This window comes from Massilia phyllostachyos (assembly GCF_021044825.1).
Classification (GTDB): Bacteria; Pseudomonadota; Gammaproteobacteria; order Burkholderiales; family Burkholderiaceae_D; genus Telluria; species Telluria phyllostachyos.
Genome location: NZ_JAJNOC010000007.1, coordinates 104236 through 128979 on the forward strand (window position 1 = coordinate 104236; position 24744 = coordinate 128979).

At 66.7% G+C, this 24744-nt stretch carries 17 protein-coding genes; 10 read left to right on the forward strand and 7 right to left on the reverse strand.

What is annotated here, in order from left to right; all coding sequences use genetic code 11:
- The first annotated feature begins 1 nt into the window (after position 1).
- On the forward strand, positions 2-778 hold the full coding sequence (locus tag LQ564_RS19170) for a DUF6630 family protein (RefSeq protein ID WP_231059713.1): 777 nt from the start codon (positions 2-4) through the stop codon (positions 776-778).
- A 5-nt stretch (positions 779-783) separates the two neighbouring features.
- The gene (locus LQ564_RS19175; RefSeq protein WP_231059714.1) at positions 784-1521 is read left to right on the forward strand and encodes a hypothetical protein; all 738 of its coding nucleotides are present in this window, start codon (positions 784-786) and stop codon (positions 1519-1521) included.
- A 19-nt stretch (positions 1522-1540) separates the two neighbouring features.
- On the opposite strand, the gene tssA is transcribed toward LQ564_RS19175, so the two are convergent.
- From tssA to LQ564_RS19205, 6 genes are all read right to left on the reverse strand, one after another.
- Positions 1541-2557 carry a type VI secretion system protein TssA gene (tssA, locus tag LQ564_RS19180; protein ID WP_231059715.1) on the reverse strand — a complete coding sequence of 339 codons (1017 nt, stop codon included), beginning with the start codon at positions 2555-2557 and terminating at the stop codon, positions 1541-1543.
- 17 nt (positions 2558-2574) lie between these two features.
- Positions 2575-3345: an OmpA family protein gene (locus tag LQ564_RS19185; protein ID WP_231059716.1), complete on the reverse strand. Its 771-nt coding sequence runs from the start codon at positions 3343-3345 to the stop codon at positions 2575-2577.
- 2 nt (positions 3346-3347) lie between these two features.
- Entirely contained in the window at positions 3348-4358 is a 1011-nt protein-coding gene (gene tagF, locus LQ564_RS19190) for a type VI secretion system-associated protein TagF (protein ID WP_231059717.1), read from the reverse strand.
- Complete coding sequence (gene tssM / locus LQ564_RS19195; RefSeq protein WP_231059718.1) at positions 4355-8131, reverse strand: type VI secretion system membrane subunit TssM; 3777 nt, start codon at positions 8129-8131, stop codon at positions 4355-4357. The genes tagF and tssM overlap by 4 nt, the downstream gene beginning before the upstream one ends.
- 16 nt (positions 8132-8147) lie before the next feature.
- Positions 8148-9527: a hypothetical protein gene (locus LQ564_RS19200; protein ID WP_231059719.1), complete on the reverse strand. Its 1380-nt coding sequence runs from the start codon at positions 9525-9527 to the stop codon at positions 8148-8150.
- Between the two features lie 105 nt (positions 9528-9632).
- Positions 9633-10475, reverse strand: coding sequence for a M15 family metallopeptidase (locus LQ564_RS19205; RefSeq protein WP_231059720.1), 843 nt, complete (start codon positions 10473-10475; stop codon positions 9633-9635).
- A 188-nt stretch (positions 10476-10663) separates the two neighbouring features.
- On the opposite strand from LQ564_RS19205, the gene LQ564_RS19210 reads away from it, so the two are divergent.
- From LQ564_RS19210 to LQ564_RS19230, 5 genes are all read left to right on the forward strand, one after another.
- On the forward strand, positions 10664-11554 hold the full coding sequence (locus tag LQ564_RS19210) for a hypothetical protein (RefSeq protein ID WP_231059721.1): 891 nt from the start codon (positions 10664-10666) through the stop codon (positions 11552-11554).
- A 2-nt stretch (positions 11555-11556) separates the two neighbouring features.
- Positions 11557-14397, forward strand: coding sequence for a type VI secretion system Vgr family protein (locus LQ564_RS19215; RefSeq protein WP_231059722.1), 2841 nt, complete (start codon positions 11557-11559; stop codon positions 14395-14397).
- Positions 14394-15242: a DUF4123 domain-containing protein gene (locus tag LQ564_RS19220; protein WP_231059723.1), complete on the forward strand. Its 849-nt coding sequence runs from the start codon at positions 14394-14396 to the stop codon at positions 15240-15242. Before LQ564_RS19215 ends, LQ564_RS19220 begins: the two co-directional genes overlap by 4 nt.
- A gap of 65 nt (positions 15243-15307) precedes the next feature.
- Complete coding sequence (locus tag LQ564_RS19225) at positions 15308-15847, forward strand: DUF3304 domain-containing protein (protein WP_231059724.1); 540 nt, start codon at positions 15308-15310, stop codon at positions 15845-15847.
- Positions 15825-17894 carry a T6SS phospholipase effector Tle1-like catalytic domain-containing protein gene (locus LQ564_RS19230; protein ID WP_231059725.1) on the forward strand — a complete coding sequence of 690 codons (2070 nt, stop codon included), beginning with the start codon at positions 15825-15827 and terminating at the stop codon, positions 17892-17894. Before LQ564_RS19225 ends, LQ564_RS19230 begins: the two co-directional genes overlap by 23 nt.
- Positions 17895-18318: 424 nt before the next feature.
- On the opposite strand, the gene LQ564_RS19235 is transcribed toward LQ564_RS19230, so the two are convergent.
- A complete protein-coding gene (locus LQ564_RS19235; RefSeq protein WP_231059726.1) occupies positions 18319-18786 on the reverse strand; it encodes an Lrp/AsnC family transcriptional regulator in 468 nt (155 codons plus the stop codon).
- A gap of 142 nt (positions 18787-18928) precedes the next feature.
- Between LQ564_RS19235 and LQ564_RS19240 the strand changes: the two genes are divergently transcribed.
- The 3 genes from LQ564_RS19240 to LQ564_RS19250 all read left to right on the forward strand — a co-directional run bounded on the left by LQ564_RS19240 (position 18929) and on the right by LQ564_RS19250 (position 24740).
- Positions 18929-22483, forward strand: coding sequence for an indolepyruvate ferredoxin oxidoreductase family protein (locus LQ564_RS19240; RefSeq protein ID WP_371873520.1), 3555 nt, complete (start codon positions 18929-18931; stop codon positions 22481-22483).
- A 145-nt stretch (positions 22484-22628) separates the two neighbouring features.
- Entirely contained in the window at positions 22629-22880 is a 252-nt protein-coding gene (locus tag LQ564_RS19245; protein WP_231059728.1) for a hypothetical protein, read from the forward strand.
- Positions 22881-23045: 165 nt separating this feature from the next.
- Positions 23046-24740 (forward strand): methyl-accepting chemotaxis protein, encoded by a 1695-nt coding sequence (locus LQ564_RS19250; RefSeq protein WP_231059729.1) that lies wholly within the window; start codon positions 23046-23048, stop codon positions 24738-24740.
- Positions 24741-24744 lie beyond the last annotated feature (4 nt).

A 24744-nucleotide genomic window follows, 5' to 3' on the forward strand; every position in this document is an offset into this window, starting at 1 on the left:
GATGGAAGACGCGCGCCATCCATTCCATGACGACGCCGTCTACCTGATCGACACCGCCAGGTCGAGCGCGCAGCAGCCGGTGACCTGTTACGACGAGATCGACCGGGTGGTGCACACTTTCGAGGACGGTGTGCTGGAAATCGGGACGGATTACACGGATTACCGTTCCTATCACCTGGCGCTCGCCGGCGATGCCCTGCGTGTCGTGCTGCGCATTCCGGACGGCGAGCGCAGTGACGAATACGCGCTGGACGAGGACGACGAGGAAGACCTGTCGCAGCGCCTGGCCCGGGTCGCGCGGCCGATGCGGCTGGCCGAGCGGCTCGAGCGGATTGACGTGGCCGCGCTGTGGGACGAGACGATGGCGGCGCTGTTCCGCCACGATCCCGTCGACGCGGCGCCGCAGGATGCGTTCGCGCGCGAGGACCTGGCAGGCGCGATCCACGCCGTGCTGGCGCAATCGAGCCGCCTGGCCGGCTGGGAGTGGAAGACCTTCGGCGAAGAAGGGGTGGCTGAGGTCAATGCATTGCTGGGCGCCGCGCTGCCGTATGCGAGCGCCGAGGAATCGCGCCGGGTGTTCCGCAGCGACGACTTTTCCGGCGCGGTGCTGGCCTGGTTCGACCGGCGCCTGGCGCCGCTGGGCTGGACCCTGGCGGCCATCTCGCCGTTCGACGAATACCAGTCGTTCGCGCTGCTCCGGCGCGAGAACGCCGGGGAGGTGCGTTCCCTGTTCGAGCAGCTCGGCGTGCAGTCGATGGCGGCCGCGCCGGCCGCGTAGTGAATGTGGTCTGGCTGTACCGGCACCACGCCGCCGACGACATCATCGCGTTCGATGACGCGACCGGCCGTTGGGAACCGGCGCCGGAAGAGGGGGCGCCGCCGGCCGGGGCCATGACGCTGGTCCAGCGCATCGGCGAACCGCTCCGGGGCAGCTATACCATCGAGGACGGGCGGCGCTATTGCTGCTACTGGACGGCGGGCGAGGAGCTGGTGTTCAGGGAGCCGTCCGGGCGGCGTTTCAGCCTGTTTCGGCGCGACGCGCGCGGCCGCATCGTCGACCTGATGCCCAGCGTGAGCGCCGACCTGATTGACGCGGTGCATGGCGACGGCAGCCCGCTCCCCAACATGAGCACCTTCAGCCTGCGCGATTGCTTCACCCCTGCGCCGCTGATCGAGGTGACTTACGACTCGGGCAAGTACCTGCTGCTGTATTCGGTCAGCCTGTTCACGTATGTGCCGGACGAGGACCTCGGCGACTGGGATTTCTTCGTGGCGCTGCGCCGGGCCATCGACGAATTGAAGCTGGTCGCACGCGTGCATGCCCTTGGCGTGGACATGCCGCCGGAGGAGCTGGCCGGGTGGGGGATCGTTGCCGCTCCCACCGGGGCCGCGTGCCCCGCGCCCGGATGGTATATCGCGGCCGAACGCATCGCCTTGCGTTGCCGGCCCGCCGCCGGAGAACGCCTTCCGGATATCGACGGTGACCGTGGACTGTGGGTATGGGTAGGGGCAGGGGCATGAACCCGTGGCCGGCCGCGCATCAACCGTCCTGCTGCTGCACCCCCAGCATTTCCTCGATGTGCGCCAGCGAAGCCGAATCCTTGACGACCGAACGCAGCCAGGTGTGCAGGTCCTGTTCGCCGGCATTGGCCGCCTTGTCGGCGAAGTAGGATACCGGGCTGTGCGGCTCGGTGCGGCGGAAGAAGTCGGCGATGGCGCGCAGCTGGGTGATGGCTTGCTGGCGGGTCGTGATCGCGCCCGGCGGACCGGCCGGCGCCGCCGCCGCTTGCGGCTGCGCTGTGGACGGCGTACCCGTCGAGGCTTGCTGCGCCGGTGCGGCCGTTGCCGGCTCGTCCGGCGCCGGCATGGTGCGGATCAGGTCCTGCACCGCGTCGCGCGCGGCGACAAAGGCCGGCGCCTCGTTGCCGAGGCGCGCGTCGGCCGCGCGTTCCAGGTCGAGCAGCGCGTCCATGCAAGCCTGGGCGCCCGCGGCAAAGGCACTGCGGAAGGCGGTGCTGGCGGCGCGGCGCGCCGCTTCCATCTCGGCCAGGCGGCGGCCGTCGTCCAGGTTGGCCTTGCGCGCGACGTCGAAGTCGAGCAGGGTCCAGGCGCTGCCGTTGCCGTCGGTGACCGGGATCTCCTTCAGCAGGCCGGGGATGCGCGCCAGGATCCAGGCCAGGTTGCCGATGCGCTGCTCCTGGTCGCCGTCCTCCGCTTCCGGGTACAGTCCCTGGTCCCAGAAGCGTTCCACCAGGCCGCCGACCACGCGCAAGCCCTCGGCCAGCCCCGCCAGGTAATGGCGCTTGGCGGCCGCCTCGGTCAGCCACACCCCCAGGCGCAGGTCCTTGCTGGTATTGGAAAGCAGGGCGCTGCTGCGCTTGACGACGAAATCCCAGTCGGCTTCCTTCAGTTCGGTCACCCATTCGCCCTGGTCGAGCGAAGGGTCGTCGAACTTGCGGGCGTGGACGATGGCGTCCATGTCGGCGGAAAAACTCAGGTCGGCGCCGGCGGGGCGCTCCGGGCTGATGGGCTGAAGGAGGTCTTCGGCGTTGAACATGCGTGATCCTTGTGCTTTTACTGTGCGATGCGGAATTCGATGCGGCGGTTGCGCGCCCGTCCCTCGGTGGTGTCGTTGCTGGCCACCGGACGGTCCGAGCCCTGGCCGGACGCGGTGAGCAGCTCGCCGTTGATGCCGTGGCTGGCCATATAGGCCTTCACCGCCTCGGCGCGCGCCTGGCTCAGGCCCTGGTTGGTGGCGCGCAGGCCGACGTTGTCGGTGTGGCCGATGATCTCGACCTTGCGCCCTTTCACCTTCTGCATGGCGGCGATCATCTCGTCCAGGATCGCCCGCCCGCTGGGCGTCAGGGCCGCCTTGCCGCTTTCGAATTCCACCACGCGGTTGGCCAGCGCGCTGTCCAGGATGCCCTGCTCGTTGCTGGACACGCGCAGGCCGTTGTTGACGGTGTAGGTCGGGTTCAGGCTGGCGGCGACGTCGCCCGCGATCTTCTGGCGCAGGCCCTCGTTGGCGACTTCGCCGCGCAGGCTGACCGTGGTGCCGTCGATCTTCAGCTGGCCGCGGCTGATCTGCTTCAGGTCGGGCGACAGCAGCTTTTGCACATAGCCGTTCCAGTTGGCCGGCACGGCCACCTGGCCGATCGCGATCTGGTCGACCACGCGCTCGGCGCCGTACAGTTCGCGCAGGCGCGCCAGCACGGCGGCCTTGGTGGCTTCGTCGGGGACGGTGCCGGCGGCCAGCACCTGGCCGGGTTGCGGCGCCTGGGCCAGTGCCGGGTCGGCGACGCCGAACAGCAGCGCCAGCAGGAGGGGAGGGAAGAATCGTGCCATGTCTAGGTTCCGATAAAAGCGGTGCCGAGCGAATCGAGGGCGGACTTGAGCGACAGCTCGTCCTGGGCCAGGTAGGTCGACAGCTTGCGCACGGCGTAGTCGTCGTTGACCTGGTCCTCGACCCAATCGAGTTCGTCGAAGGTGATGTGGCGCTCCAGCGCGGCGTGCGGGTCGATGATGGCCTGCAGGGTCTGGGCCGAGGCGCCGGAAAAGCCCAGCACCAGGGCCGGACGCTCGTTCATGCGGGTCAGGAACAGCGCCAGCTCGAAGTCGGCGCGCGCCAGGAAAGGCGTGATCAGGTGCATCCAGAACGCCGCCACCAGGCTACGGTACATCGGGTCGCGCGGCAGCGGCAGCAGCAGGCTCTTTTCCAGGCGGCTGGAGCTGCTGGCCAGCACCGGCTGCAGCAGCATGCCCAGCGCCAGCAGCAGCAGGCGCACCGTGCCCTTGAAGCCGGCCTGGGCCAGCATGGCCTGCAGGCCGCCGACGGTCTGCATCTCGAGGAAGTCAGCGAAGGCCGCGTCGTAGGCGGCGGTGCGCAGGTCGACCTCGATCGCCTGGCTGGTGGCGGCCTGCAGCGGCGCGGTGGCATCCGCGGCCTTGAGCACGCCGGCGCTCAAGGTTTCGAGGCGGTTCCACAGGCGGTTCAGCACCAGCGGCGCGTCCGGCACGAATTCGGCCGGCTCGTTCACCTCCAGGGTGCTCATCATGAGGAAGGGGAAGCGCCGGCTCGACTGGTCGCTGCTGGCCACGATGTGGCCCGCGATCGCATGGCGGCGGCGCGGGCCGATGATGGCGAAGTGCAGCGGCGCCATCGCGTCGTAGCTGAGCTTCCAGCGCGCGTCGCTGCTGAGCAAGTCCATCGAGCGGGCCAGCCAGTCGTCGAGGATCTTGAGCAGGGCCGGGTTGTCGCTGGCCTTGATGAAGTCGCCCCGGCTCGGCACCTTGCCGAAGTAGCCGACGGATGCAAGGTGGGCGCCGGCGGCGCCGGCGTTCGATGCGAGACGGCTCATTGGGCGGCTCCGGCGGTGGCGATGATGGCGGCTGGCGCGGCGACCACGGTGTCCGGCAGGCGCAGGCGCTTGAAGCCGGCGCTGTTCGCGCCCGGCGCCGGCGCGGGGGCCGCGGCCGGTTTGCGGGTGCCGATCACCTTCAGGTTGGCCGACACGCTCACGCCTTCGTTCGACCAGGTCAGCTCGAACACGCCGCCATCCTTCTTCTTGCGGCTCGAGGATTCGATCATGCTCTTCAGGCCCGTGCGGCCCGGCTCGTTCAACAGGGTCACGCTGCGGCCCTGCGGGGTGATCGCGGTGATGCGCGCGCCCGGCGTGCCGAAGCTGCTGGGCCAGGCCATGTGGACCCAGGGCTGGGCCTGGCCGCGCCAGCGCAGCGCCTGGCCGTCGATCTCGATGGTGAACTCGGTGGCGCCGACCGCGCTCAGGGCCTGCAGGTCGAACATGGTCTGTTCCTCGCCGCCGCTGGTGGCGGCCACGGTGGCCACGCCGTTGGCGGACAGCGGCGCGATCCAGCCCGGGAAGCTGGCCACCACGGTGGGCGCCAGGTGGATGCCCATGTCGGCCCAGGTCTTGGCCGCCAGCACGTCGCCGCGGCGCACCACCAGCGGGCCGATGGTGGTGTCGAAGAACTTGGCGATCGCGCCGCCCGGTCCGAAGATCTCGCCGATCTCCTGGTTGCTCGCTTCCAGGCGCGACTCCACCGCGAACGGGTATTTCGGCGCCAGGTTCTGGCGGAAGGGTTGCACCACCTGGGCCGCCCATACCTTGTTGATCTCGAGTTCGGTCGGCTTGACGATCACCGCGAAGCTCTGCATCAGCGGGCGCACCAGCAGCGGGCGAATGGCCGCCTTCTGGCTGTCGCTCATCCCGATCAGCATCTGCTCGTCCACGTACTTGAGGGCGTCGGCCAGTTCCGAGCCGCTGCCGTCCAGGGTCTGCTGCATCAGCTGCTTGGCGCCGGGGCCGGGGTCGCCCTGGTTCCTGATGGTGTTGAAGCGGCTGCGCAGCTTGGACATCTGGTCCATGTAGCCGCGCATCAGGGACGCGTTGTTGTCCTTGGCGACCACCATGCGCGCCACGCCCGCGAACTCGCGACCGACGGGCCCGAGCGGCAGGGCGGTGTTCCGCGGCGTGCCGGCCGGGATGTTGATGTTCACCTGCGACGGCTTCTGGCGCAGGACGGTCTCCTTGAACCAGGCCATCACGCCGCGCTGGGCCTGCTGCAGGCCGGCGTCGACCAGGGTCGGGTTGTCCCAGGAAGTCTGCTGGTAGACCGTGGTCACCAGCTTGCCGATGGGGGAGGTCTGCGGGTCGCCCAGGCGGTTCATGGCGCCGGCGGCGGCCTCGAAGCTGGCCAGGTCCTGGATCGTCACGCCCTGCAGGAAGCGCTGCCATTCCTTGGCGTAGTCGTTCTTGTACAGCTCCACCAGCGACTTCTGGATCTGTTCGGGGCTGCCTTCCAGGGTCAGGTCGTCCTTTGACGCCGTCTTCAGGACCCAGTCGGCGCTTTGCAGTTCGCGGTTGGCGGCGTCGCGGAAGGCATCCTGCACGAAACCTTCCCAGGCCTCGCGCGTGAAGGTGCCGGGGATCGCATAGCTGCCCAGCACCAGCTCCTTGTCATGCTCGCCGACGATGCGGGCTACCGTCATGGTCGGGAAGCGGGTGGCGGCGCGCGCCTTGACGTCGGCGTAGACACGCTCGCGCGCCGGCATGCCGCGCACCACGCGGCGCAGGTTGTCGCGGGTCTGGTCGACCAGCGCCAGCTTCGGCTCCAGGCGCGGCCAGGACACGTCCTGGATTTGCGACAGGTAGAAGGTGATGATGCGCTCGGCGCCGCGGATCATCTCCTCGCGCGGCATGGCGCCGCGGTTGGCGTCGAGCCAGTTGCGCCAGAAGCGGGTCAGCTGGTCGTTCAGGTGGGCGCCTTCGGCGCGCGCCGGATCGGACAGCATCAGGTAGGTCTTCAGGGCGTTGTAGGCGTCCTCGCTGCTGGTCGGCGAGGAATCCTTGAACTGCTGCGAGGCCTGGGCCGCGGTCTGGGCGGCGGCGTCGCTGGCGCTGCCGGCGCGCGCCGACGGCTGCAGCGCGGCCGCGTTGCGGTTCACCTCCGTCAGGAAGCCTTCCAGCGATTCGCCGACGGGCTTGAGCATCACTTCGCGCACGCCGCTGAAGTATTCCTCGCGCAGCTTGCGCTCCAGGTAGTCGCCCTGGTACAGGCCCAGGCTCAGGGACAGCGGCCGGTCCTCTCTGTATCGTTCCAGCTGCTCGATGCGGTCCTGCAGGATCTGCAGCGCCTCGAAGCGCGACTGCAGGTCGACCCGCTTGGCCTGCACCCGCGCGGCCTGGGCCAGGTCGGCCTCGACGTTGGCGACCAGCTGGCGGTTGTTCATGGTCGACCAGGTCCAGCCGCCCAGCGCCAGGCCGGCCACCGCCACGCAGGCGATGAAGGCGGCGTAGCGCATGCGGATCTTGGCGGGACTCGCGTACTGCGCCACCAGGTCCTTGTCGGCGAAGATCACCTTGCGGAAGAGATTGAGCAGGAAGTAGCCCTGCTGCTGCTGGACTTCGCCTTCCTCGTGCGGCTGCAGCTTGATGTCGAAGCGGCGCGCCACGCGCTCGGACGACACCGACACCGGCTCGCCTTCCTGCAGCGCGCTGGTGAAGTAGAAGCCGCGGAACACCGGCTTGAACTGGAAGGGGTTTTCTTCGAACAGGGTGGCGATGAAGGCGCGCAGCGGTCCCTTGATGTTGGAGAATTCGAGCGGGAAGGTGAACACGCCGGGCGGCATGCGTTCGCGCCACTGCAGCGCCATGTTCGCCGCGCTCATGTCCTTCAGGCCCTCGTACAGCTCGTCGAAGCGGGCATCGAACTGGTCCAGCACCTGCTGGCCGGTGACGTTCTGGCTGTAGGGCAGGGTCGCGCCCCAGATCCGGTCACGCTCGCCGCGCTCGGCGTCCTGGAAGAATTCGTTGAAGCCGGTGATCAGGTCGGCCTTGGTGAAGACCACGTAGACCGGCGCGTGCACCTCGAGCTTCTCGGTCAGCTCCTGCACGCGCTGGCGCAGGTTCTTGGCCAGGTTGATCGCGAACTCGGGGCGATTCCCCGTCAGCTCGGCCACGCTGGCGGCGATGATGACGCCGTTGATCGGCGCTTTCTTGCGGTACCTCTTCAGCAGCGCGAGGAAGCCGAACCACTCGGCGCGGTCTTCTTCCTGCACCGAGTAGCGGCCGGCGGTGTCGATCAGGATGCCGTCGGTGGTGAAGAACCAGTCGCAGTTGCGGGTGCCGCCGACGCCGTGCACGATCTTGCTGTCGGCGAAGGGGAACTGCAAGCCGGAGCTGGCGATCGCGGTGCTTTTTCCCGCCGCCGGGTTCCCGATGATCATGTACCAGGGCAGCTCGTAGAGGGCGGCGTCGCCCGACAGCTGGCCCAGTTTCGAGCCCTTGATGGTGGAGATCGCGTCCAGCATGCGGCTGCGGATCTCTTCCTGTTCCTGGCGCTGGGCCGGATTCGCCTTCGGCGCGCTGGTGGCCACCGTGGCCTGCTGTTCGAGCATGTCGCCCAGCTGCACGCCGGCCTGCTGGCGCCGGTAGCGGCGCCAGCCCCAGGCGGCGCCCACGCCGAGCAGCGCGAGCAGGAAGATGGTCCAGGCCCAGGCCGACGGCAGGCCGAGCAGGGCGGTGGCGAGCCACAGCAGCGCCGCCAGCGCCAGCAGGCCGGCCGCGGTGAGAGCGGGTCGTGAAGTCAGTGTTTGCCGAAGTGTTTGCATCGTCGGTCGTTCTCGGTCAGGAAAGTGCCGCGTCCGGACGAACCAGGGCGGCGTGGCGTTGTAATGGGTGTTCGTTGCCGACGCACAGGGCGGCGCCGGCGGTATCGAGTACGTGCTGGTGGGCCAGGGCGATGGCGGCCAGGAAGGGCGCCTCGTCGCCGTGGCCGCAATGGCCGCAGGCCGCGCCGAGGCTGTGCAGGTCCTGGCCAGGGTCGAGGTGGGGCAGGGCGTCGCGGGCGAACTTCATGAGTTCCATCAGGCCGGCGCTGCGGTGGCCGGTGTCGGCATACAGGGCGCTGACGGCGGCCGCGTCGTCCGCGTCCGGCAGCAGCGTCGTGGCGAGGCTGCGCAGCCGGGCGGCGTCCGGCTTGCGGCCGGCCTCGGCCGCGCTGCGCGGCGCGCTCGCCAGTTGCAGCGCGGTGGCCGGGAGGCCGAAGCCGGCTGCCTGCATGCCGTCGGCGACCAGCAGGCCGGCCGCCGCCTCGCCCGGGATCAGGCCCTGCGGATTGGCGGCGGCGAACAGCGCGCCTTGCGCCGCCAGCTCCTGCGCGGCGGTGTCGCCGATCTGCGAGCCGAAGTCGAGGACGATGGCGAAGACCGGTGCGCCGGCATGGTGTGCTCGATCGGCCAGCCGCGCCAGGAGCGCGGGCGCCCCCACGGGCAGGCAGCTGCTCTCCACCCGCTTGTCCGGCCATCCGGCCTGCGCCGCGAGCGCCCCCAGCCAGGCGGCGATGACGGTGCGCTGCTCCTCGCTCCAGCCGGATGCGAGCGCGGCGTGAATCTGCAGCAGCGGCGCCGCCGCATCATGGGCGCCGTCGGTCGCGGCCTGCAGCTGCGGATGGCCGGCCGCCTGCATCAGGAGCTCGCCGGCGGCCGCGGCGCCGAGCGCCAGCGCCCGCCATTGTTCGTGCGTGAAGCGCGGGTCGGCCAGTCCCGCGGCGCTGCGCCAGGCATCCAGCTCGGCCCGGATCTCGGCGATGGCGTCCAGTCCGGCGCGCGCGCTCATCACGGGAAAGCCTTCGACGTCCACCAGTTCCGGATCGAGGCCGGCGCGCGCGCGTCCTTCGGCGACGGCCTGGGCCAGCTCCTGCGCGCTGGACCCGTGCGGCGTGCGCACCGCGGCCGCCAGGATCGCCAGCGCGGGCAGGGCCGGCGCCGCGGCCGGGGCGGCCGGCGCTTCCGGCGCGGCGGCGGCCGCGGGCGCGGCGCGCGCCGCCATGATGCGGCGCCCGACCCAGAACGCGAGCAGCAGGGCCAGCGGCAGCAGCGCCAGCCAGGTGAGCAGGTCCAGCACCGACGGCATGCGGTTGGTCGAACGCCAGTACGACACCGCGCCGAGCCAGCTGGCGCCGAACACGGACGAGGAGAGCAGCGCGCCCTTGAGCCAGCCGCGCATGCTAGACCTGGTCCGCCGTGGTATGCCGGCCGGCGCCGGTGGCGGCGGATGGAAGGCCGCGCCTGTGCCTGTTCAAGGGTCCTGCCATGTTCTTTTCTCCGTTCGCTAGCGCCGCTTCATCACGCCGGGGCGGCGCAGTTCCGTATGCCCCAGGTCCATCATCTTCCAGCGGCCGCCCCAGGTGAGGCCGACCGATTCCGCCGCTTCACCGTACAACCGGTAGCCGCGCATGGCCCAGGGATCCTTTTCGGTGATCACGATGCGGCCGTTGCGCAGGAAGGCGCTGTCCGCGGCCAGGCCGTACTGGTGCCAGCTCTGGAAGGCGGCGGCGTTGGTCACGCTCGGCCCCATCGCGGCCAGCTTCTGCTGGCGTTCGGGGCTGCGGTAGCCTTCCAGCAGGACCATCTCGTATCCGTGCTTCTCCTTCATGATGCGGAACGCGAGCAGCAGGCGCTGTTCGAAATCGGGGTCGAGCATCGCCCAGTCGCGGCTCGCCGAGGCGATCAGCGGACGCGCTTCGCTCACTTCCGCGGTGGTGAACGCCACCGGCGGCAAGGGCGGCGGCGGCACCAGCCCTTCGCCCTCGAGCAGGGCCGCGACCTGGCCGTTGACCTCGCGCGTGTCGTCCTCGAAGCCGCTCAGGCGCGTGTGCGAACCGCTGATCAGCGCGAACAGCGCCGGCGCGGCGAGCAGGACGACGCCTGCCATGCAGATTGCATAATGCTGCCGCAGGAACCGGCCGGCCCCGTGGAGGGCATCGCGGCCGGACCGGCGGGTCGATGCGAGGGCCGGCGTGCGCCGCCGGGCGATCGACTGCCAGTGCCGTTGAATGCGTGTGCCGGCGCCGAGCAGGGCCTGGTGCATGAAGGCGCGTCCCGTGGGGAACAGCAGCATCCAGCTGATCAGGCATGCCAGTGCGAAGTACAACGCAACAGCAAGGAGCAGCACGTACTTTTCCTTATCTAAGAATTGTTACGGAAACGCAGTTGCCGCAGAGTATATCTTTCTAGTGCGATAACTCCCCGCACGATTGAAATTATGGGTAATGCATAGCGACGCACAATTGGTTACTTGGTTTTTGGCACCGTTTTCACGTTTGACGTAGAGTTATGGTCAACTCAACAGAGGAGTGTGTTTTGCACGACAGCGAACGCCGCCCCGGCGCGGGCCGACCCAGTCTTCTTTCAGGGAGCGCAGCCCCGGCGCAGGAAGACCGCAGCGTCCTCAGCCAGCTCGACGGCCGGGCCGCGCCTGCGCGCGTCGCCCCGGACCGGCCCCGGCACGACCGCCAGCGCGGCGTGCGCGCCGCCGTCTTCGGCGTCGCCTTTGCGGGGATTGCGACGCTGGCCTGGCTGGCGCTGGGCAGTGTGAACGATTCGGCCGACGCGACCCTGGCCGCCGCCCACGCGCCATCGTCGATGCCGGCGGCGCCGGTGCAGGCCGTGGCGCCGGCGCCGACCGCGGCACTCCCGGCTCCGGCACCTCCCGACATCGCTACGGCGGCGCTGATCCGGGAAGAAGAGCCGGCCCCGCTCGACACGCCTGCCGTTGCCGCGATCAAGGGCAAGAACGAACTGTCCGACGCGCTGCACGCCGCGCCGCCGGCCGCGTCGAAACCCGAGCTGGCCAGCCTGCTCGATGCGCCCGCGCCCGCCGCGCGCCAGGACGGCGCGGCCAAGGATGGCGGCAAGGCCAAACCGGCCCAGGACAAGCCCGCACGCAGCGACAAGCCGCGCGTGGCGGCCGCGCCGGCCAGGCCGAAGCCTGCCGCCAGGCCCGCGCAGGCGCCTGCCGCCAAGGCGGCGCCGAAACGCGCCGCCCCGGTCGACAACGACGTCGCCCTGCTGGCCGCGTTGCTGGCCCATACCAAGACCCCGGAAGCCGGCTCGCCCGAAGAGATCTACAAGCGCTGCGCCACCAACGCCACCGCCGCCGAAGTGCAGCGCTGCCGGGTGCGCGTGTGCCAGGGCAGCGCCAAGGGCGCAGCCGAATGCAAGTCGGTCCGGATCTCCAAAGTATCGAGTTGAACATGCGTCGTGAACTGCTCGACCAGGCCATGGCGGCCCTCGCCCAATTCGCCAGCGCCACCCGCCTGTATGCCCTGAACCTGGAAGACGACAGCCCGGCGCTCGGCTCGGGCGGGTTGCTGGTGGAAGCTTTCGCGGCGCGCGACGAGGTGCAGGGCGTCGGCATGCGCGACGTGATCGCGCTCTCGACCCGCGCCGACATCGACATCGCCGCGCTGCTCGGCCGGCCGGCGGGGCTGGAAATCAGCCTGGCCGACGGCGCCCGCAGCACCTTCGCCGGCGAGATCAGCGAGGCGGCGCTGCTGGGCAGCGAAGGCGGCTTCGCGCGCTACCGGCTGCGCATCAGCCACTGGATCTGGCGCCTGGCCCACGTGCGCAACAGCCGCGTGTGGCAGGACAAGCAGGTCACCGACATCGTCGACGAGGTGTTCGGCGCCCAGCTGCCTGCGGCGCGCTGGCGCTGGAGCGACGATGCGGTCTCGTTCATGGCCGGCGCCGTGCCGCGCAGTTACTGCTGCCAGTACCGCGAATCCGACCTGGCCTTCGTCCTGCGCCTGCTGGCCGAAGAGGGCCTGGCCTGGCGCTTCGAGCAGGGCGAGGGCGGCCCGGAGATGGTGCTGTTCGCCGACACCACCAGCGGCGCCGCCATCCCGGACGACCCGTCCAGCCGCGGGACCGGCGTGCGCTTCCACGGCGCCCATGCGCGCGAACTGAGCGACACCGTGCAGGCGCTGGCCACCGTGCGCCGCATCGGGCCTTCGGCGACCACCCTGCTCAGCTACGACTACAAGGCCAAGAAGGCGGTGGCCGGCAGCGTGCCCTCGCGCCTGGCGCCATCATCGCGGTTGCCGCCGCTCGAATCCTATGACGCGCCGGGCCAGTACCACTATGCCGACCGCGCCCAGGCCGAACGCCATGCGACCATCCAGATGGAGTCGCGCGAGGCGCGCGCCGGGCTGTGGCGCGGCCGCTCGACCCTGCGCACCTTGCGCGCCGGCACCCGCCTCGATATCCTCGGCGCGCCCCTGCAGCGCCTGGGCGAGGCAGCGGCGTACACCGTGCTGCGGGTCGACAGCGTGGGCGTGAACAACCTGCCGGCCAGGGCCACTGAAGCGCTGGCGGAGCTGTTCGGGCCGATCCCGGAACTGCTTCAGGAGGCGCTGGAGCTCGATGCGCTGCCGGACTTCGCGCTCGCCATCGCCCAGGCGCAGCAGAGTGGCTATGCCAACTGCTTCGAGGCGCTGCCGCACGACCTGCCGTGGCGCCCGCAGCTGGAAGGGAACGACGGCCGTGCGCATCCGCGTCCGACCGCGATGGGGGCGCAGAGCGCGATCGTGGTCGGGCCCGACGGCGCCGACACGCCGACAGGCAGCGACGAGATCCACTGCGACCGTCTGGGACGGGTGCGCATCCGCTTCCATTGGCAGGACAGCGGCGACGCGACCTGCTGGGTGCGGGTCGCGCAGCGCCTGGCCGGCGGCGGCATCGGCAGCCAGTTCCTGCCGCGCATCGGACAGGAAGTGATCGTCCAGTTCATCGAGAACGACATCGACCGGCCGCTCATCGTCGGCGCGGTGTACAACGGCCAGGGCGAGGGCGGCGCGGCCAGCCAGGAGGACGGCAGCGCGACGTATGGCGCGGCGCGCGACCATGCGGCCTCAAACCAGGGCAATCTCGCCGGCGGCAATGCGCCGGTGTGGCATGGGGCGTCGGGCGACAGCCCCGGCCACCGCAACGCCGCCGCCCAGTGGGGCGTGCGCAGCAAGGAATTCGGCGGCGCCGGCTACAACCAGCTGCTGTTCGACGATACCGACGCGCAGGGGCGGGTGCAGCTGCGCACCACGCTGGCCGCCACCGAGCTCAATCTCGGCCACCTGGTGCATGGCGCCGATAACTTCCGCGGCAGCCTGCGCGGCGTGGGCGCGGAGCTGCGTACCGATGCGTATGGGGCCGTGCGTGCGCATGCCGGTCTGCTGGTGAGCAGCTATCGCATCAATCATGGCGCGGGCGAGCGCGAGCCGGCGGGTGACAACGTGGCGGGGATCGCGCTGATGAAGCAGGCGGTCAAGCTGGGCGAGAGCTTCAGCGATGCGGCGGTGAAGCACGAGACCGTCGGGCTGGCGGCGCATCTCGGCGCTGCGAAAGACAAGAGCAGCGTGCTGGAAGAGAAGGCCGCGCCGCTGCAGGCGATGCTGAACGCGGTGTCGGGCATGGTGGGAAGCGAAGGCGTGGATGCCGCCAGGTCGAGCGCGGCGAAGAAGGACACGGCGCCCGGGGAGTGCAAGCTGCCGCATACGACCGACCCGGTGATCGCGATGTCGGCGAAGGCGGGATTGGGCGTGACGGCGGGGCAGGCGGTGCAGCTGTCCAACGGCGAGACCGTGGCCCTCATGAGTGGGCAGGATACGCAGTTCGTCACCGGCGGGCAGCTGCGGGTGCACGGGGGGCAGACGATCGGCATGCTGGCCGGGGCGGTGAAGCCGGGCGAGGGTGGCATCGGGTTGCAGGTGATTGCGGCGAAGGACGCGATCGACGTGCAGGCGCAGGCCGATGTGCTGAAGGTGCAGGCCCGCGAAGAAGTGGATGTCGTCAGCGCGAATGCGTATGTGGACTGGGCGGCGGCGAAGAGCATCTCGCTGTCCACCGCGGATGGGGCGAATATCACGATCGAAGGGGGAAACATCACGGTGCAATGCCCCGGTAACATCACGATCCATGCAGCGAAGAAGTCGTTCATCGGTCCTGCAAGCATGTCCTATGCGCTCCCCTTGATGCCGCAGTCGATCTGCGTTGAATGCCTGCTCAAGGCGAGAGCAGCCGGTGCACCATTTGTCATCCGATGAACATACACAACTATCTCGATCTGCACGCGTTCTGTCGGTCCGCTGCGGACATCCATCCTGGCAACGGCCTGTTTTGTCTAGCCGATCACGCGGGCATGCCGGGTCTGTACCGCCATCTCGTTCAATCCGGAGTTGTCTGGACTAGTTTGTTCAACGAAAGCAGAGAGGAACGGGCACTGTCGGCAGCGCCTCTGTTGTTCCCTCTTGTCTCGTCGAATCTTCATTTCCTCAAATGGCTGGAGGAGCATGGCACCTATGCATCGTCCATGTTGATGCTCAGCTCTCCCCTGGGACTGGACCAGTTGGGCGATCGTCTCGCAAGACGGATTCGCGCCCGTATTTCGGACGAAATCGATGTCTTGCTGCGTTTTTTCGATCCACGCGTATTCGAAGCCCTGATTGCGGTGCTCGACGAAGAACAGCGTTGTCGCTTTCTCGATCCGGCAGATTGCTGGTGGTATCTGGACCGACGCGGGCAACTGCGCACTCAACCCGCGCAGCATGTGTCCGAAGACATTTTCGTTCCCTTGGAACTGTCAGCCGCACAGGAATTTGCATTGCTGGACGCCAGTGAGATCGACCAGGTTGCGGCACAGCTGAGATCAATGCTGCCCGAAGCATACATCCGCATGGCGCCGGTACAACGGATTGCTTTCCTGGAGCGCCATATGGTTGCCGCTGAAGCAGCCGGAGTTGTCGCAACCCATGAAGTGGCCCTCTATTGCAGCCTGGCGCTACTGCATGGCGACGAGTTCGCGCACTTGTCGCCCTGGCGCGAAATTCTTGCGAAGGTCGGTCTGGAATCGATCAGCTTTGTCGATGCAGTGGCAGAACACGAAAGATAGTTTTTCAGGAGTCTCAGTTGGCGATTAAATCAAATTTGAATCAACTAATTGCACGGTGCACGGCCATGATGCTGTTGCTCGCGCTGTTTGCTTGCAGTAAGGCCGTGAGCTCGCAAGGTGGCCCCGGAGCATTACCGGTTTTCAACGAGCCGCGTCAGGTTTCCCTATCACTGGTGGGATACAACTACACCAATCGATATATTAACGAGTTCAGTGTCGGTGGTGAGGGAGGAGGAAATCTGTATGTCAGCTCTCCTGCAGGTGGTGGAGGCGGCACCGTCTGCTGCGCAAAATATTGGCCAGGTGTAAAGGGTTACAAGGTCAAAGTGCGCTGGCAGACCGGTGCCTGTTACTACAAGGTTCGCGCCAGCGATTCGCACGAGGTTCATCAGCGTTTGTTCCCCTTCTTCAAAGAAGCGGAAGTCGAAGTCGATGAACGAGCAACCGACCGGGCGCGCTACATGGAGGTCCATTTTTATCCTGATGGCTCGGTCCAGGTTGCTGCGACCGAGCATCCATCTCCGCCTCGTCTGGTGCTGGACAGGGAGCGGGAAGATAAAACCAGATATCCACGGTGTCCAAATGATGACAAGCCAGGACAATGACCAGGTAGGAGACAGCAAGTCGCCTCCATTAAATCCGCAAGCAACAGCCCTGCGCAGCGGAGCAGATCAGGCAAATATGCTGGTGGCGGAAACCTGTCCGGTCGTGCGCATGCCATCAGCCGGTGCTGGGCTTGTGGCCGCAGCCAGACAGGCAGCTCAGGAGCCTCCGCCGGGAAGCTGCCGCCAACGGCCGTGGCTGAGTTTTTTCTTCGACGGCACCGGCAACAATATGAATGCCGATGTTGGTACGGCAAAACATAGTAATGTCGCCAAGCTTTATCGGGTTCATGTGGAAGACGACCTCGTCAAGGGTATCTACAGGATATATATTCCTGGAGTAGGAACTTATTTCAGTGCAGTCGGAGACGACGGTGGCGGCACGTTGGGATTGGGAAGCGGCCGTTTAGGCGACGCACGGCTCGATTGGGCGCTCGAACAATTCGACGAGCGTTTGAAAGCGCACTTGGAGCGAGCGAGAACTCCAGGCAACGAGATCATCGAGATCAATGTAGCTTTGTTCGGATTTAGCCGAGGTGCGGCACTTGCCCGTGCGTTCGCCAACCTCCTCCTCGCTGAGCGTGGTGTCGTTAGTAACAACGGTTGGCGCCTCAGGCAAGGAAATCATCGCTTGCGTGTTCGCTTCATGGGACTGTTCGATACTGTCGCGTCGGTAGGTCTGCCGATGAGCGTCAACAATGTTGGCAAGGTTGCCGCAATGCGCGGCCTCAAACATATTATTTCGGCACGCTTGTCAGACCCGGACTTCGCCGCAACACGGCCTGCATCGCTGGCATTTGCTGAGGGAGCGCTTCCGGGCGCTGATCCTGCTCCCGGAGTCTTTGACGGTCACCAGGACTGGGGCGGCAAGATGGCGATTCCGGAAATGGTGGAGCATGTTCGGCATTTTGTAGCCGCGCACGAAATCCGTAACTCGTTTCCAGTAGATAGTGTCAGCATCCTGCGACAAGGCAAGGTGATAAAGCCGGAGCAATTTCACGAAACTGTTTTTCCAGGGGCGCATTCTGATGTCGGCGGTAGCTATCGGCCAGGCGAAGGCGGGCGCAGTAGCGACGGGCGGTCCAAGTTGGGGTTGGTCCCACTTCATAGCATGTACCAGTTCGCACTGGAACACGGCGTGCCCTTGGTCGGCAGCGGCGCATGGAGGGACGATCAACGAGACGACTTCGACATGAGCCCGCAAATTCTGGAAACCTACAACTATTATCAAACAAAAGTGCAGGGTCTCAGCAATCTAGGGCCATTGATGAATGCACATATGGCTCTGTATTACGCATGGCGCTTCCGGGCAATTCGCCGGAAGCAAAATGGAAATCAGGATGAGGCTAACGAGATCGCACGCGTTCATGCAAACTTTTCTGGAGAACGGGCCGTTCTTGACAAGGAAATCGCCGGCTTGGAGGAAAACGAGCGCAAGTCAATGCGAGCTTTGAATGCTGCTCGTCAACGGAGGCAGAGGTATGCCCTGAATGATTACAGCAATCTGTCTCCCGATGAAATATCGAGGTACGACGCTGAGCTGCGTTTGGCGCTGGCCGAACACGGGGACCGTAGAGACGCTTTGCTGAAAGCAAAAGCCAGACGAGATGCTCTACCGGACATGAGCAACTTTGCTTCGATGGTAGATATGTACGATGCGCGGCTTATTGCGGATGTCCAATCGATTCGCTCCATGTACTCGGAGCACCGAGCGCCCGGCGGTGCGCCAAACACGTTCACGCGCCGAGAACTGCGTCCGCACTATAAAGTGCTTATCGAAGCATTTGAGAACGAGTTCATCCATAACAAGGGGTTGGACGATGAAATTATCATCAACTTTTTCGACCATTATGTGCACGATTCATTGGCCGGCTTTGCAAAGGATGCGACATTGCCTTCCGACCCGAGGGTAATCTACCTGGGGGGCGACGAGAAGTATCGGTATGCCCATTTGCAACGTAGGAAACAGGTGGAGGACGTCCAGTATGCACATGCAAATGGGCGAACCAAACCTGCGGTCACGGACGAAGCCATGGTTCTCGGCGTGTGACATGGACCCATATCACCGACTGGAGTAATGGCATCTGGATTCAGATTCCCGAGCCTTGATGCGGTTTTGCAGCTCTTTACGTTGCTGACAGAATGAGATGACATCCAGTGAGCATTAGCCGCGATAGCACTGCTCAAGACGGAAACTACTATACTCAGGCCACCCCGAAAAACCTCGGCTGAAATGCCAACGGCTGAGTAGAATCCTGACATTGCACCCGGCCAGCGAGTGCCACCATGTTGACACCCCAGCTCAGTCTGTTTGCCGAGTAGGAGCGTGAGGACCGGCGCGCAAAGCTGGGTGATCCGTTGGTGGGTCTGGCCGAGCAGTTGGATTTCGAGGCACCTGATAGGGTCTGACATTCGGACACGGTATCGATGCCCTGGCCCGTCTGCGAAGCGAAACCTGAGGCCGGTCGCGCTTCTCAGAAGGGCAGCGCCGTCTCGTACTTTACCTCCCGCAGCGCTACGCTGGTATTCAGCTGCGACACCCCAGGCAGTTTCAGCAGCACGTTGTGCAGCAGGTCGTGGTAAGCATCCATGTCCTTCACCATCACCTTGACGATGTAGTCCGACGTCCCCGTCACCTCATAGCACTCCATCACCTCCGAACACGCCTTCATCTGCGCCTCGAAGGTGTCGACCACGCCCGCTTCGTGCCGGGTCAGGGACACGTGCAGCACGCACACCAGCCCCAGCTCGAGCTTGCGGCGGTCGAGCAGGGCGGCGTAGCGGCGGATGAAGCCGTTCTCCTCGAGCTCCTTCTGGCGCCGCCAGCAGGGCGAGGCCGACATGCCGACACGTTCGGCCAGTTCGTTGACGGACAGGCGGCCGTCCTGCTGCAGTTCGCGCAGGATGCGTAATGACGCCGGATCGAGGTTGGATTTGTCCATTCAAGGCTCCAAAGCGAAATAATTTCCCTATTCTCAGCCAAAACCCGGCAAGTTAGAAACGTTATTTTCTGCACGAAGACTATCATCTACCACCATACACAAGCCCCGCAGGGCTGAACAATGGAGACAATGGATGGGATCGATGCATGACGAGGTAGCAGGCAGGGAAGGGACCGCGGACACCAGCCTGGCCGACCCCGGCTACCGGCTGGACGACAACCTGAAACGTACCCAGGGCAGGGTCTTCCTGACCGGCACCCAGGCCCTGATCCGCATGACGGTGATGCAAAAGGCCATGGACGAACGGGCCGGCCTGAACACCGCCGGCTTCATCTCGGGCTACCGCGGCTCGCCGCTGGGCGCGGTCGACCAGGAAGTCTGGCGCGCCTCCAGCATCCTGAAGGCGAAAGCCATCGAGTTCCTCCCCGCGATCAACGAAGAGCTGGGCGCGACCGCGGTGCTCGGCACCCAGCAGGTCGGCGGCGACCCGAACCGCACCGTGGATGGCGTCTTCGCCATGTGGTACGGCAAGGGCCCGGGTGTCGATCGCGCCGGCGACGCCCTCAAGCACGGCAACGCCTACGGTTCATCGAAGCTGGGCGGCGTGCTGGTCGTGGCCGGCGACGACCATGGCTGCGTATCGTCCTCGATGCCGCACCAGTCCGATCACGCCTTCATGGCCTGGGGCATGCCGGTCATTAATCCGGCCAACATCGAGGAGTACCTGGAATTCGGCCTGTACGGCTGGGCGCTGTCGCGCTTCTCGGGCGCCTGGGTCGGCTTCAAGGCGATCTCGGAAACCGTCGAGGGCGGCGCCGTCGTCGAACTGCCGGAGCCGCCCGTCTACCACACGCCCGCGAACTACGCCGCCCCCGCCGACGGCCTGCACTACCGCTGGCCCGACCTGCCCAGCCTCGCGATCGAACAGCGTGTGGCCGACAAGCTGGACGCCGTGCATGCCTTCGCCGCCGTGAACTCGATCGACCGCCTGGTGGTCGCAGCGCCAGGGGCGAAGCTCGGCATCATCGCGGCGGGCAAGGCCTATCTCGACCTGCTCGAAGCCCTCGAGCGCATCGGCCTCGGACTCGACAAGCTCGAAGCCGCCGGCCTGCGCCTGTACAAGCCGGGCCTGACCTTCCCTTTGGCGCGCAATCGCCTGCACGCCTTCGCCGACGGCCTGCAGGAAGTGCTGGTGGTGGAAGAGAAGGGCGACGTCATCGAGGGCCAGCTGAAAAGCCTGCTGTACAACCTCGCGCCGGAACAGCGTCCGCAGGTGCTCGGCAAGACCGACACCGTCGGTGCGCCGCTGCTGTCGCAGCTGGGCGAGCTGCGTCCCTCGCGCATCGCCCCGGCCCTGGTGCGCTGGCTGGCGCCGAAGCTCCCCGATCTCGACCTGGCGCAGCACCTGCCGCAGTTCTGCCGCTTTGATGCGCTGTCGAACGGCGCCGACATGGTCAAGCGCACCCCGTACTTTTGCTCCGGCTGCCCGCACAACACGTCGACCAAGGTCCCTGAAGGCAGCCGCGCGCTGGCCGGCATCGGCTGCCACTTCATGGCGAGCTGGATGGGGCGCGACACCTTCACGCTCACGCAGATGGGTGGCGAGGGCGTGCCCTGGGTCGCGGCCTCGCGCTTCACGCGCGAGAAGCACGTGTTCCAGAACCTGGGCGACGGCACCTATTACCACTCGGGCTACCTGGCGATCCGCCAGGCCATCGCCGCGCGCACCAACATCACCTATAAAATCCTGTACAACGACGCGGTGGCGATGACGGGCGGCCAGCCGGTGGACGGTGCCTTGAGCGTGCCGCAGATCGTCCAGCAGGTGCTGAGCGAGGGCGCGGTCGAGGCGGTGGTCGTCACCGACGAGCCGGAAAAATACACGGGCGTGCAGCTGGCCGCCGGCGTCACCGTGCACCACCGCTCCGAACTCGACGCCATCCAGCGCCGCCTGCGCGAGGTGGCCGGCGTGACGGTGCTGGTCTACGACCAGACCTGCGCCGCCGAGAAGCGCCGCCGCCGCAAGAAGAACAAGCCGGACAAGGTCGTCTTCCCCGACCCGGCGCGCCGCATGGTGATCAATCCGGCGGTCTGCGAAGGCTGCGGCGACTGCGGCGTGCAGTCGAACTGCCTGTCGATCCTGCCTTTGGCGACGCCGCTCGGCCGCAAGCGCCAGATCGAGCAGTCGTCCTGCAACAAGGACTATTCCTGCGTCGAAGGCTTCTGCCCGAGCTTCGTCTCGGTCATCGGCGGCGCCCTGAAGAAACCTGAGGCCGCCACGCTGTCGCTCGGCCAGCTGGAAGAGATGCTGGCCGCCTATCCGCTGCCCACGCCCTACGGCTTCGCCAAGCCCTTCGAGATGTTGGTGGCGGGTGTCGGCGGCACTGGCGTGGTGACCGTGGGCGCCCTGATCACGATGGCGGCCCACCTCGAGGGCAAGGGCGCATCGACCCTCGACTTCATGGGCTTCGCCCAGAAGGGCGGGGCGGTGATGTCGCACGTGCGGGTGGCGCCGTCGCCGCGGCAGCTGCACCAGGTGCGCATCGACCTGCAGCAGGCCGACGCGCTGCTGGCCTGCGACCTGGTGGTGGCCGCCATGCCGGACGCGCTGGCCGTCATGCGGCGCGGCCATACCCGCGTAGTCGCCAACGAGAACGAAACCCCGACCGCCGAGTTCACGCGCGATCCGGACGCCGACATCCGCAAGGACGACCTGCTGGCCAAGATCGAGGACGCGGGCGGCCCGGCCCTGCGCCTGAACGCCCAGGAAGTCGCCGCCGGCGTGCTGGGCGACCCGATCGGCGCCAACATCCTGATCATGGGCGCGGCCTGGCAGCTCGGGCTGGTCCCGGTCGGCCTGCCGGCCCTCATGCGCGCGATCGAATTGAACAACGTCGCCGTCGAGATGAACAAGAAGGCCTTCCTGCTGGGACGCCTGGTGGCGGCCGACGCCAAGGCGGTCGCGCGCCTGGCGCAGCCGGCCAAGGTGATCCAGTTCACGCCGCCGGCATCGCTGGACGACATCGTCGCCTTCCGCGCCGACTGGCTGACGCGCTACCAGGACGCGCGCTACGCAGGGCAGTACCGCGCTCTCGTGGCTGGATTGGAGGCGCGCGAAGTCGAGATCGAAGGCCCGGGCTCGAAACGGGCGGTCAGCAAGGCCCTGGCCCGCTCCCTGTTCAAGGTGATGGCCTACAAGGACGAGTACGAGGTGGCGCGCCTGCACCTCGACACCGGCTTCCTCGAGGGCCTCGGCCAGCAGTTCGAGGGCGATTTCCACGTCGAGTACCACCTGGCCCCGCCGTTGCTGGCGCGGCGCAAGCCCGGCACGGACGTCCCCGCCAAGATGCGCTTCGGTCCCTGGATGCGCAGCGCCTTCCGCCTGCTCAAGCCCCTGAAAGTCCTGCGCGGCACCGCGCTCGACCCCTTCGGCTACACCCACGAGCGGCGCGCCGAGCGCCGCCTGCGCGACGACTGGCTGGCGCTGGCGGACATGCTCGCGACCGGCCTCACCCTGGAAAACCGCGCCGCGGCGCTCAAGCTGGCCGGGGTGGGGGAGACCATCCGCGGCTACGGCCACGTGAAGGCGGCGAACATGGCGCGCGCCCGCGCCGAAACCGCGGTGCTGCTGGAAGAATTCCGGCATCCGGGCGTGAAGGCGTCCGTGGTCCAGCTGCATCGTTCCGCGCAACGCTAAATATTGCTATACGCCAATATGCTGCACCGCAGCGTATCATATGCTCCTCGAATCGCCGGCCTGTGTCGGCGATTGTCATTTCTGGCGTCGAGCTTTCATTTTTCGCATTTATTCCCGTATTTATTTCATGCATGCCGAGGACACCATGGACCATTATCACAAGATCATCAGGGATGCCGCCGCGTCGATGCTGCAGGCATGGCGCGAAGCACGCGGATTCTTCCTCAGCATCGAGGTCTGGATGATGTTGCTGGTGGCCGGCGCCAGCGTCGGCGGCGCCTGGCTGGCCCTGCTGGGCAGCCTGTGGGGCCTGGCGCTGCTGGTCTTCGCCATCGGCTATATACCGGCGCGCGCGGTGTTGCACGCGCGGCAAGTGCTGTCCTGGCCCTTCGTGTAAGTGCTGGCGCATGCTTGCCGCATAAAATGTGTTTCGGAAGCGCAACAAAACCAACAAATCAGCGATTTTCGTTTTTACCGGATTTACTGATTTTGCGTTTTCTGTGATGATAGCGACATTCCAAGCGGCAACTCGCTTGTCCACTGTCCCAACCATCACACAACCATGCAGACTACGCTTCCGGAATCGAAAGATATCAACGAACTGCGCGCCATCCACGGCGCCCTGGACCGTGCCCAGGCCCTGATCGAGTTCGGCCTCGACGGCACCATCCTGCGCGCCAACGATAACTTCCTGGCGCTGACCGGCTATGCGGCCGACGAGATCGTCGGCAAGCACCACGCGATGTTCTGCGAGCCGTCCTTCGTCGAATCGGAAGAGTACGTGCAGTTCTGGGCCGACCTGGCTTGCGGCAAGCTGGAGCGCGCCGAGTACAAGCGTCTCGGCAAGGGCGGCAAGGAAGTCTGGATCAATGCGTCCTATAACCCGATCCTCGATGAAGCGGGGCGCATCGTCAAGGTCATGAAGTTCGCGACCGACGTCAGCGAACAAAAGCGCCGCAATGGCGAATCCGCCGGCATGGTCGCCGCGATGCGCAAGTCGCAGGCGGTGGTGGAATTCGACATGGACGGCGTGCTCCTGTGCGCCAACGAAAACTTCCTCGACCTGCTCGGCTACCAGCTGGCCGACGTCGAGGGCGAGCACCACCGCGTGTTCTGCGACGACGAATACGCGGCCAGCGCCGCCTACCGCAAGTTCTGGCAGAAGCTGGGCCGCGGCGAGTACGACGAAGGCCGCTACAAGCGCATCGGCAACGACGGCAAGGTGGTCTGGATCCAGGCGACCTACAACCCGATCTTCGACCTCTCGGGCCGTCCGGTCAAGGTGGTGAAGTTCGCCACCGACATCACCGAGCAGGTGATGCTGGAGCAGGCCGCGGTCAACCGCACCCAGCTCGAGCGCCGCAAGGTCGACAGCCTGCTGGAACAGGTGGCGCGCGCCGCGCGCGGCGACCTGACCGGCGACGTCCAGATCGACGGCGACGAGCCGCTCGACCAGCTGGCGCGCGGCGTCATGAAGATGATCGGCGACCTGCGCAGCGTGATCGGCGACGTCGTCGGCGCAGCCGACCGCCTGTCGGAATCCTCGCGCACCATCGCCGACCGTTCCAACACCGTCGCCGCCAGCGCCCAGGCCCTCGGCGCCACGGTGGAAGAGATGAACGCCTCGGTCGACGGCCTGACCGCCTCGATCGGCAGCATCGCCCGCAACACCCAGGACGCCAACGCCCTGGCCCAGGCCACCCGCAACGAAGCGGAGCTGGGCGCCAACGCGATCGCCCGTTCGATCGAAGCGATGGGCATGATCAACCAGTCGTCGGAAGACATCGGCGAGATCGTCAAGGTGATCGGCGACATCGCCAGCCAGACCAATATGCTCGCCTTCAACGCCGCGATCGAAGCGGCGCGCGCCGGCGAACACGGCCTCGGCTTCTCGGTGGTGGCGGACGAAGTGAGGAAGCTCGCCGAGCGCTCCTCGCAGGCGACCAAGGAAATCTCGAAGCTGATCAACGAATCGGTGCGCCGCGTGGCCCAGGGCAGCGACATCTCGCGCCAGGCCAGCGAAGCGTTCGACCGCATCGCCGCCGGCGTGGCGCGCACCTCGCAGGCGATCTCGGACATCTCGTCGAGCGCCAGCGAGCAGTCGCTGACCGCCAAGGAAGTCAGCGCCGCGATCCTCTACATCGCCCAGGAAACCGAGAAATCGGCCGGCAGCTGCGACAGCATCGCCCGCTCGACCGAAGGCCTGAACGAGAACGCCGAGCGCCTCAGCCACGCCGTCAGCCGCTTCATGGTCTGAGCCG

Coding starts and splice junctions, on each gene's coding strand:
- tssM (WP_231059718.1), bottom strand. CDS start 8,131: ATGCAAACACTTCGGCAAACACTGACTTCACGACCCGCTCTCACCGCG.
- tagF (WP_231059717.1), bottom strand. CDS start 4,358: ATGAGCCGTCTCGCATCGAACGCCGGCGCCGCCGGCGCCCACCTTGCA.
- LQ564_RS19220 (WP_231059723.1), top strand. CDS start 14,394: ATGAACATACACAACTATCTCGATCTGCACGCGTTCTGTCGGTCCGCT.
- LQ564_RS19235 (WP_231059726.1), bottom strand. CDS start 18,786: ATGGACAAATCCAACCTCGATCCGGCGTCATTACGCATCCTGCGCGAA.
- LQ564_RS19250 (WP_231059729.1), top strand. CDS start 23,046: ATGCAGACTACGCTTCCGGAATCGAAAGATATCAACGAACTGCGCGCC.
- LQ564_RS19230 (WP_231059725.1), top strand. CDS start 15,825: ATGATGACAAGCCAGGACAATGACCAGGTAGGAGACAGCAAGTCGCCT.
- LQ564_RS19245 (WP_231059728.1), top strand. CDS start 22,629: ATGGACCATTATCACAAGATCATCAGGGATGCCGCCGCGTCGATGCTG.
- LQ564_RS19170 (WP_231059713.1), top strand. CDS start 2: ATGGAAGACGCGCGCCATCCATTCCATGACGACGCCGTCTACCTGATC.
- tssA (WP_231059715.1), bottom strand. CDS start 2,557: ATGTTCAACGCCGAAGACCTCCTTCAGCCCATCAGCCCGGAGCGCCCC.
- LQ564_RS19240 (WP_371873520.1), top strand. CDS start 18,929: ATGCATGACGAGGTAGCAGGCAGGGAAGGGACCGCGGACACCAGCCTG.
- LQ564_RS19225 (WP_231059724.1), top strand. CDS start 15,308: ATGATGCTGTTGCTCGCGCTGTTTGCTTGCAGTAAGGCCGTGAGCTCG.
- LQ564_RS19185 (WP_231059716.1), bottom strand. CDS start 3,345: ATGGCACGATTCTTCCCTCCCCTCCTGCTGGCGCTGCTGTTCGGCGTC.
- LQ564_RS19215 (WP_231059722.1), top strand. CDS start 11,557: ATGCGTCGTGAACTGCTCGACCAGGCCATGGCGGCCCTCGCCCAATTC.
- LQ564_RS19200 (WP_231059719.1), bottom strand. CDS start 9,527: ATGCGCGGCTGGCTCAAGGGCGCGCTGCTCTCCTCGTCCGTGTTCGGC.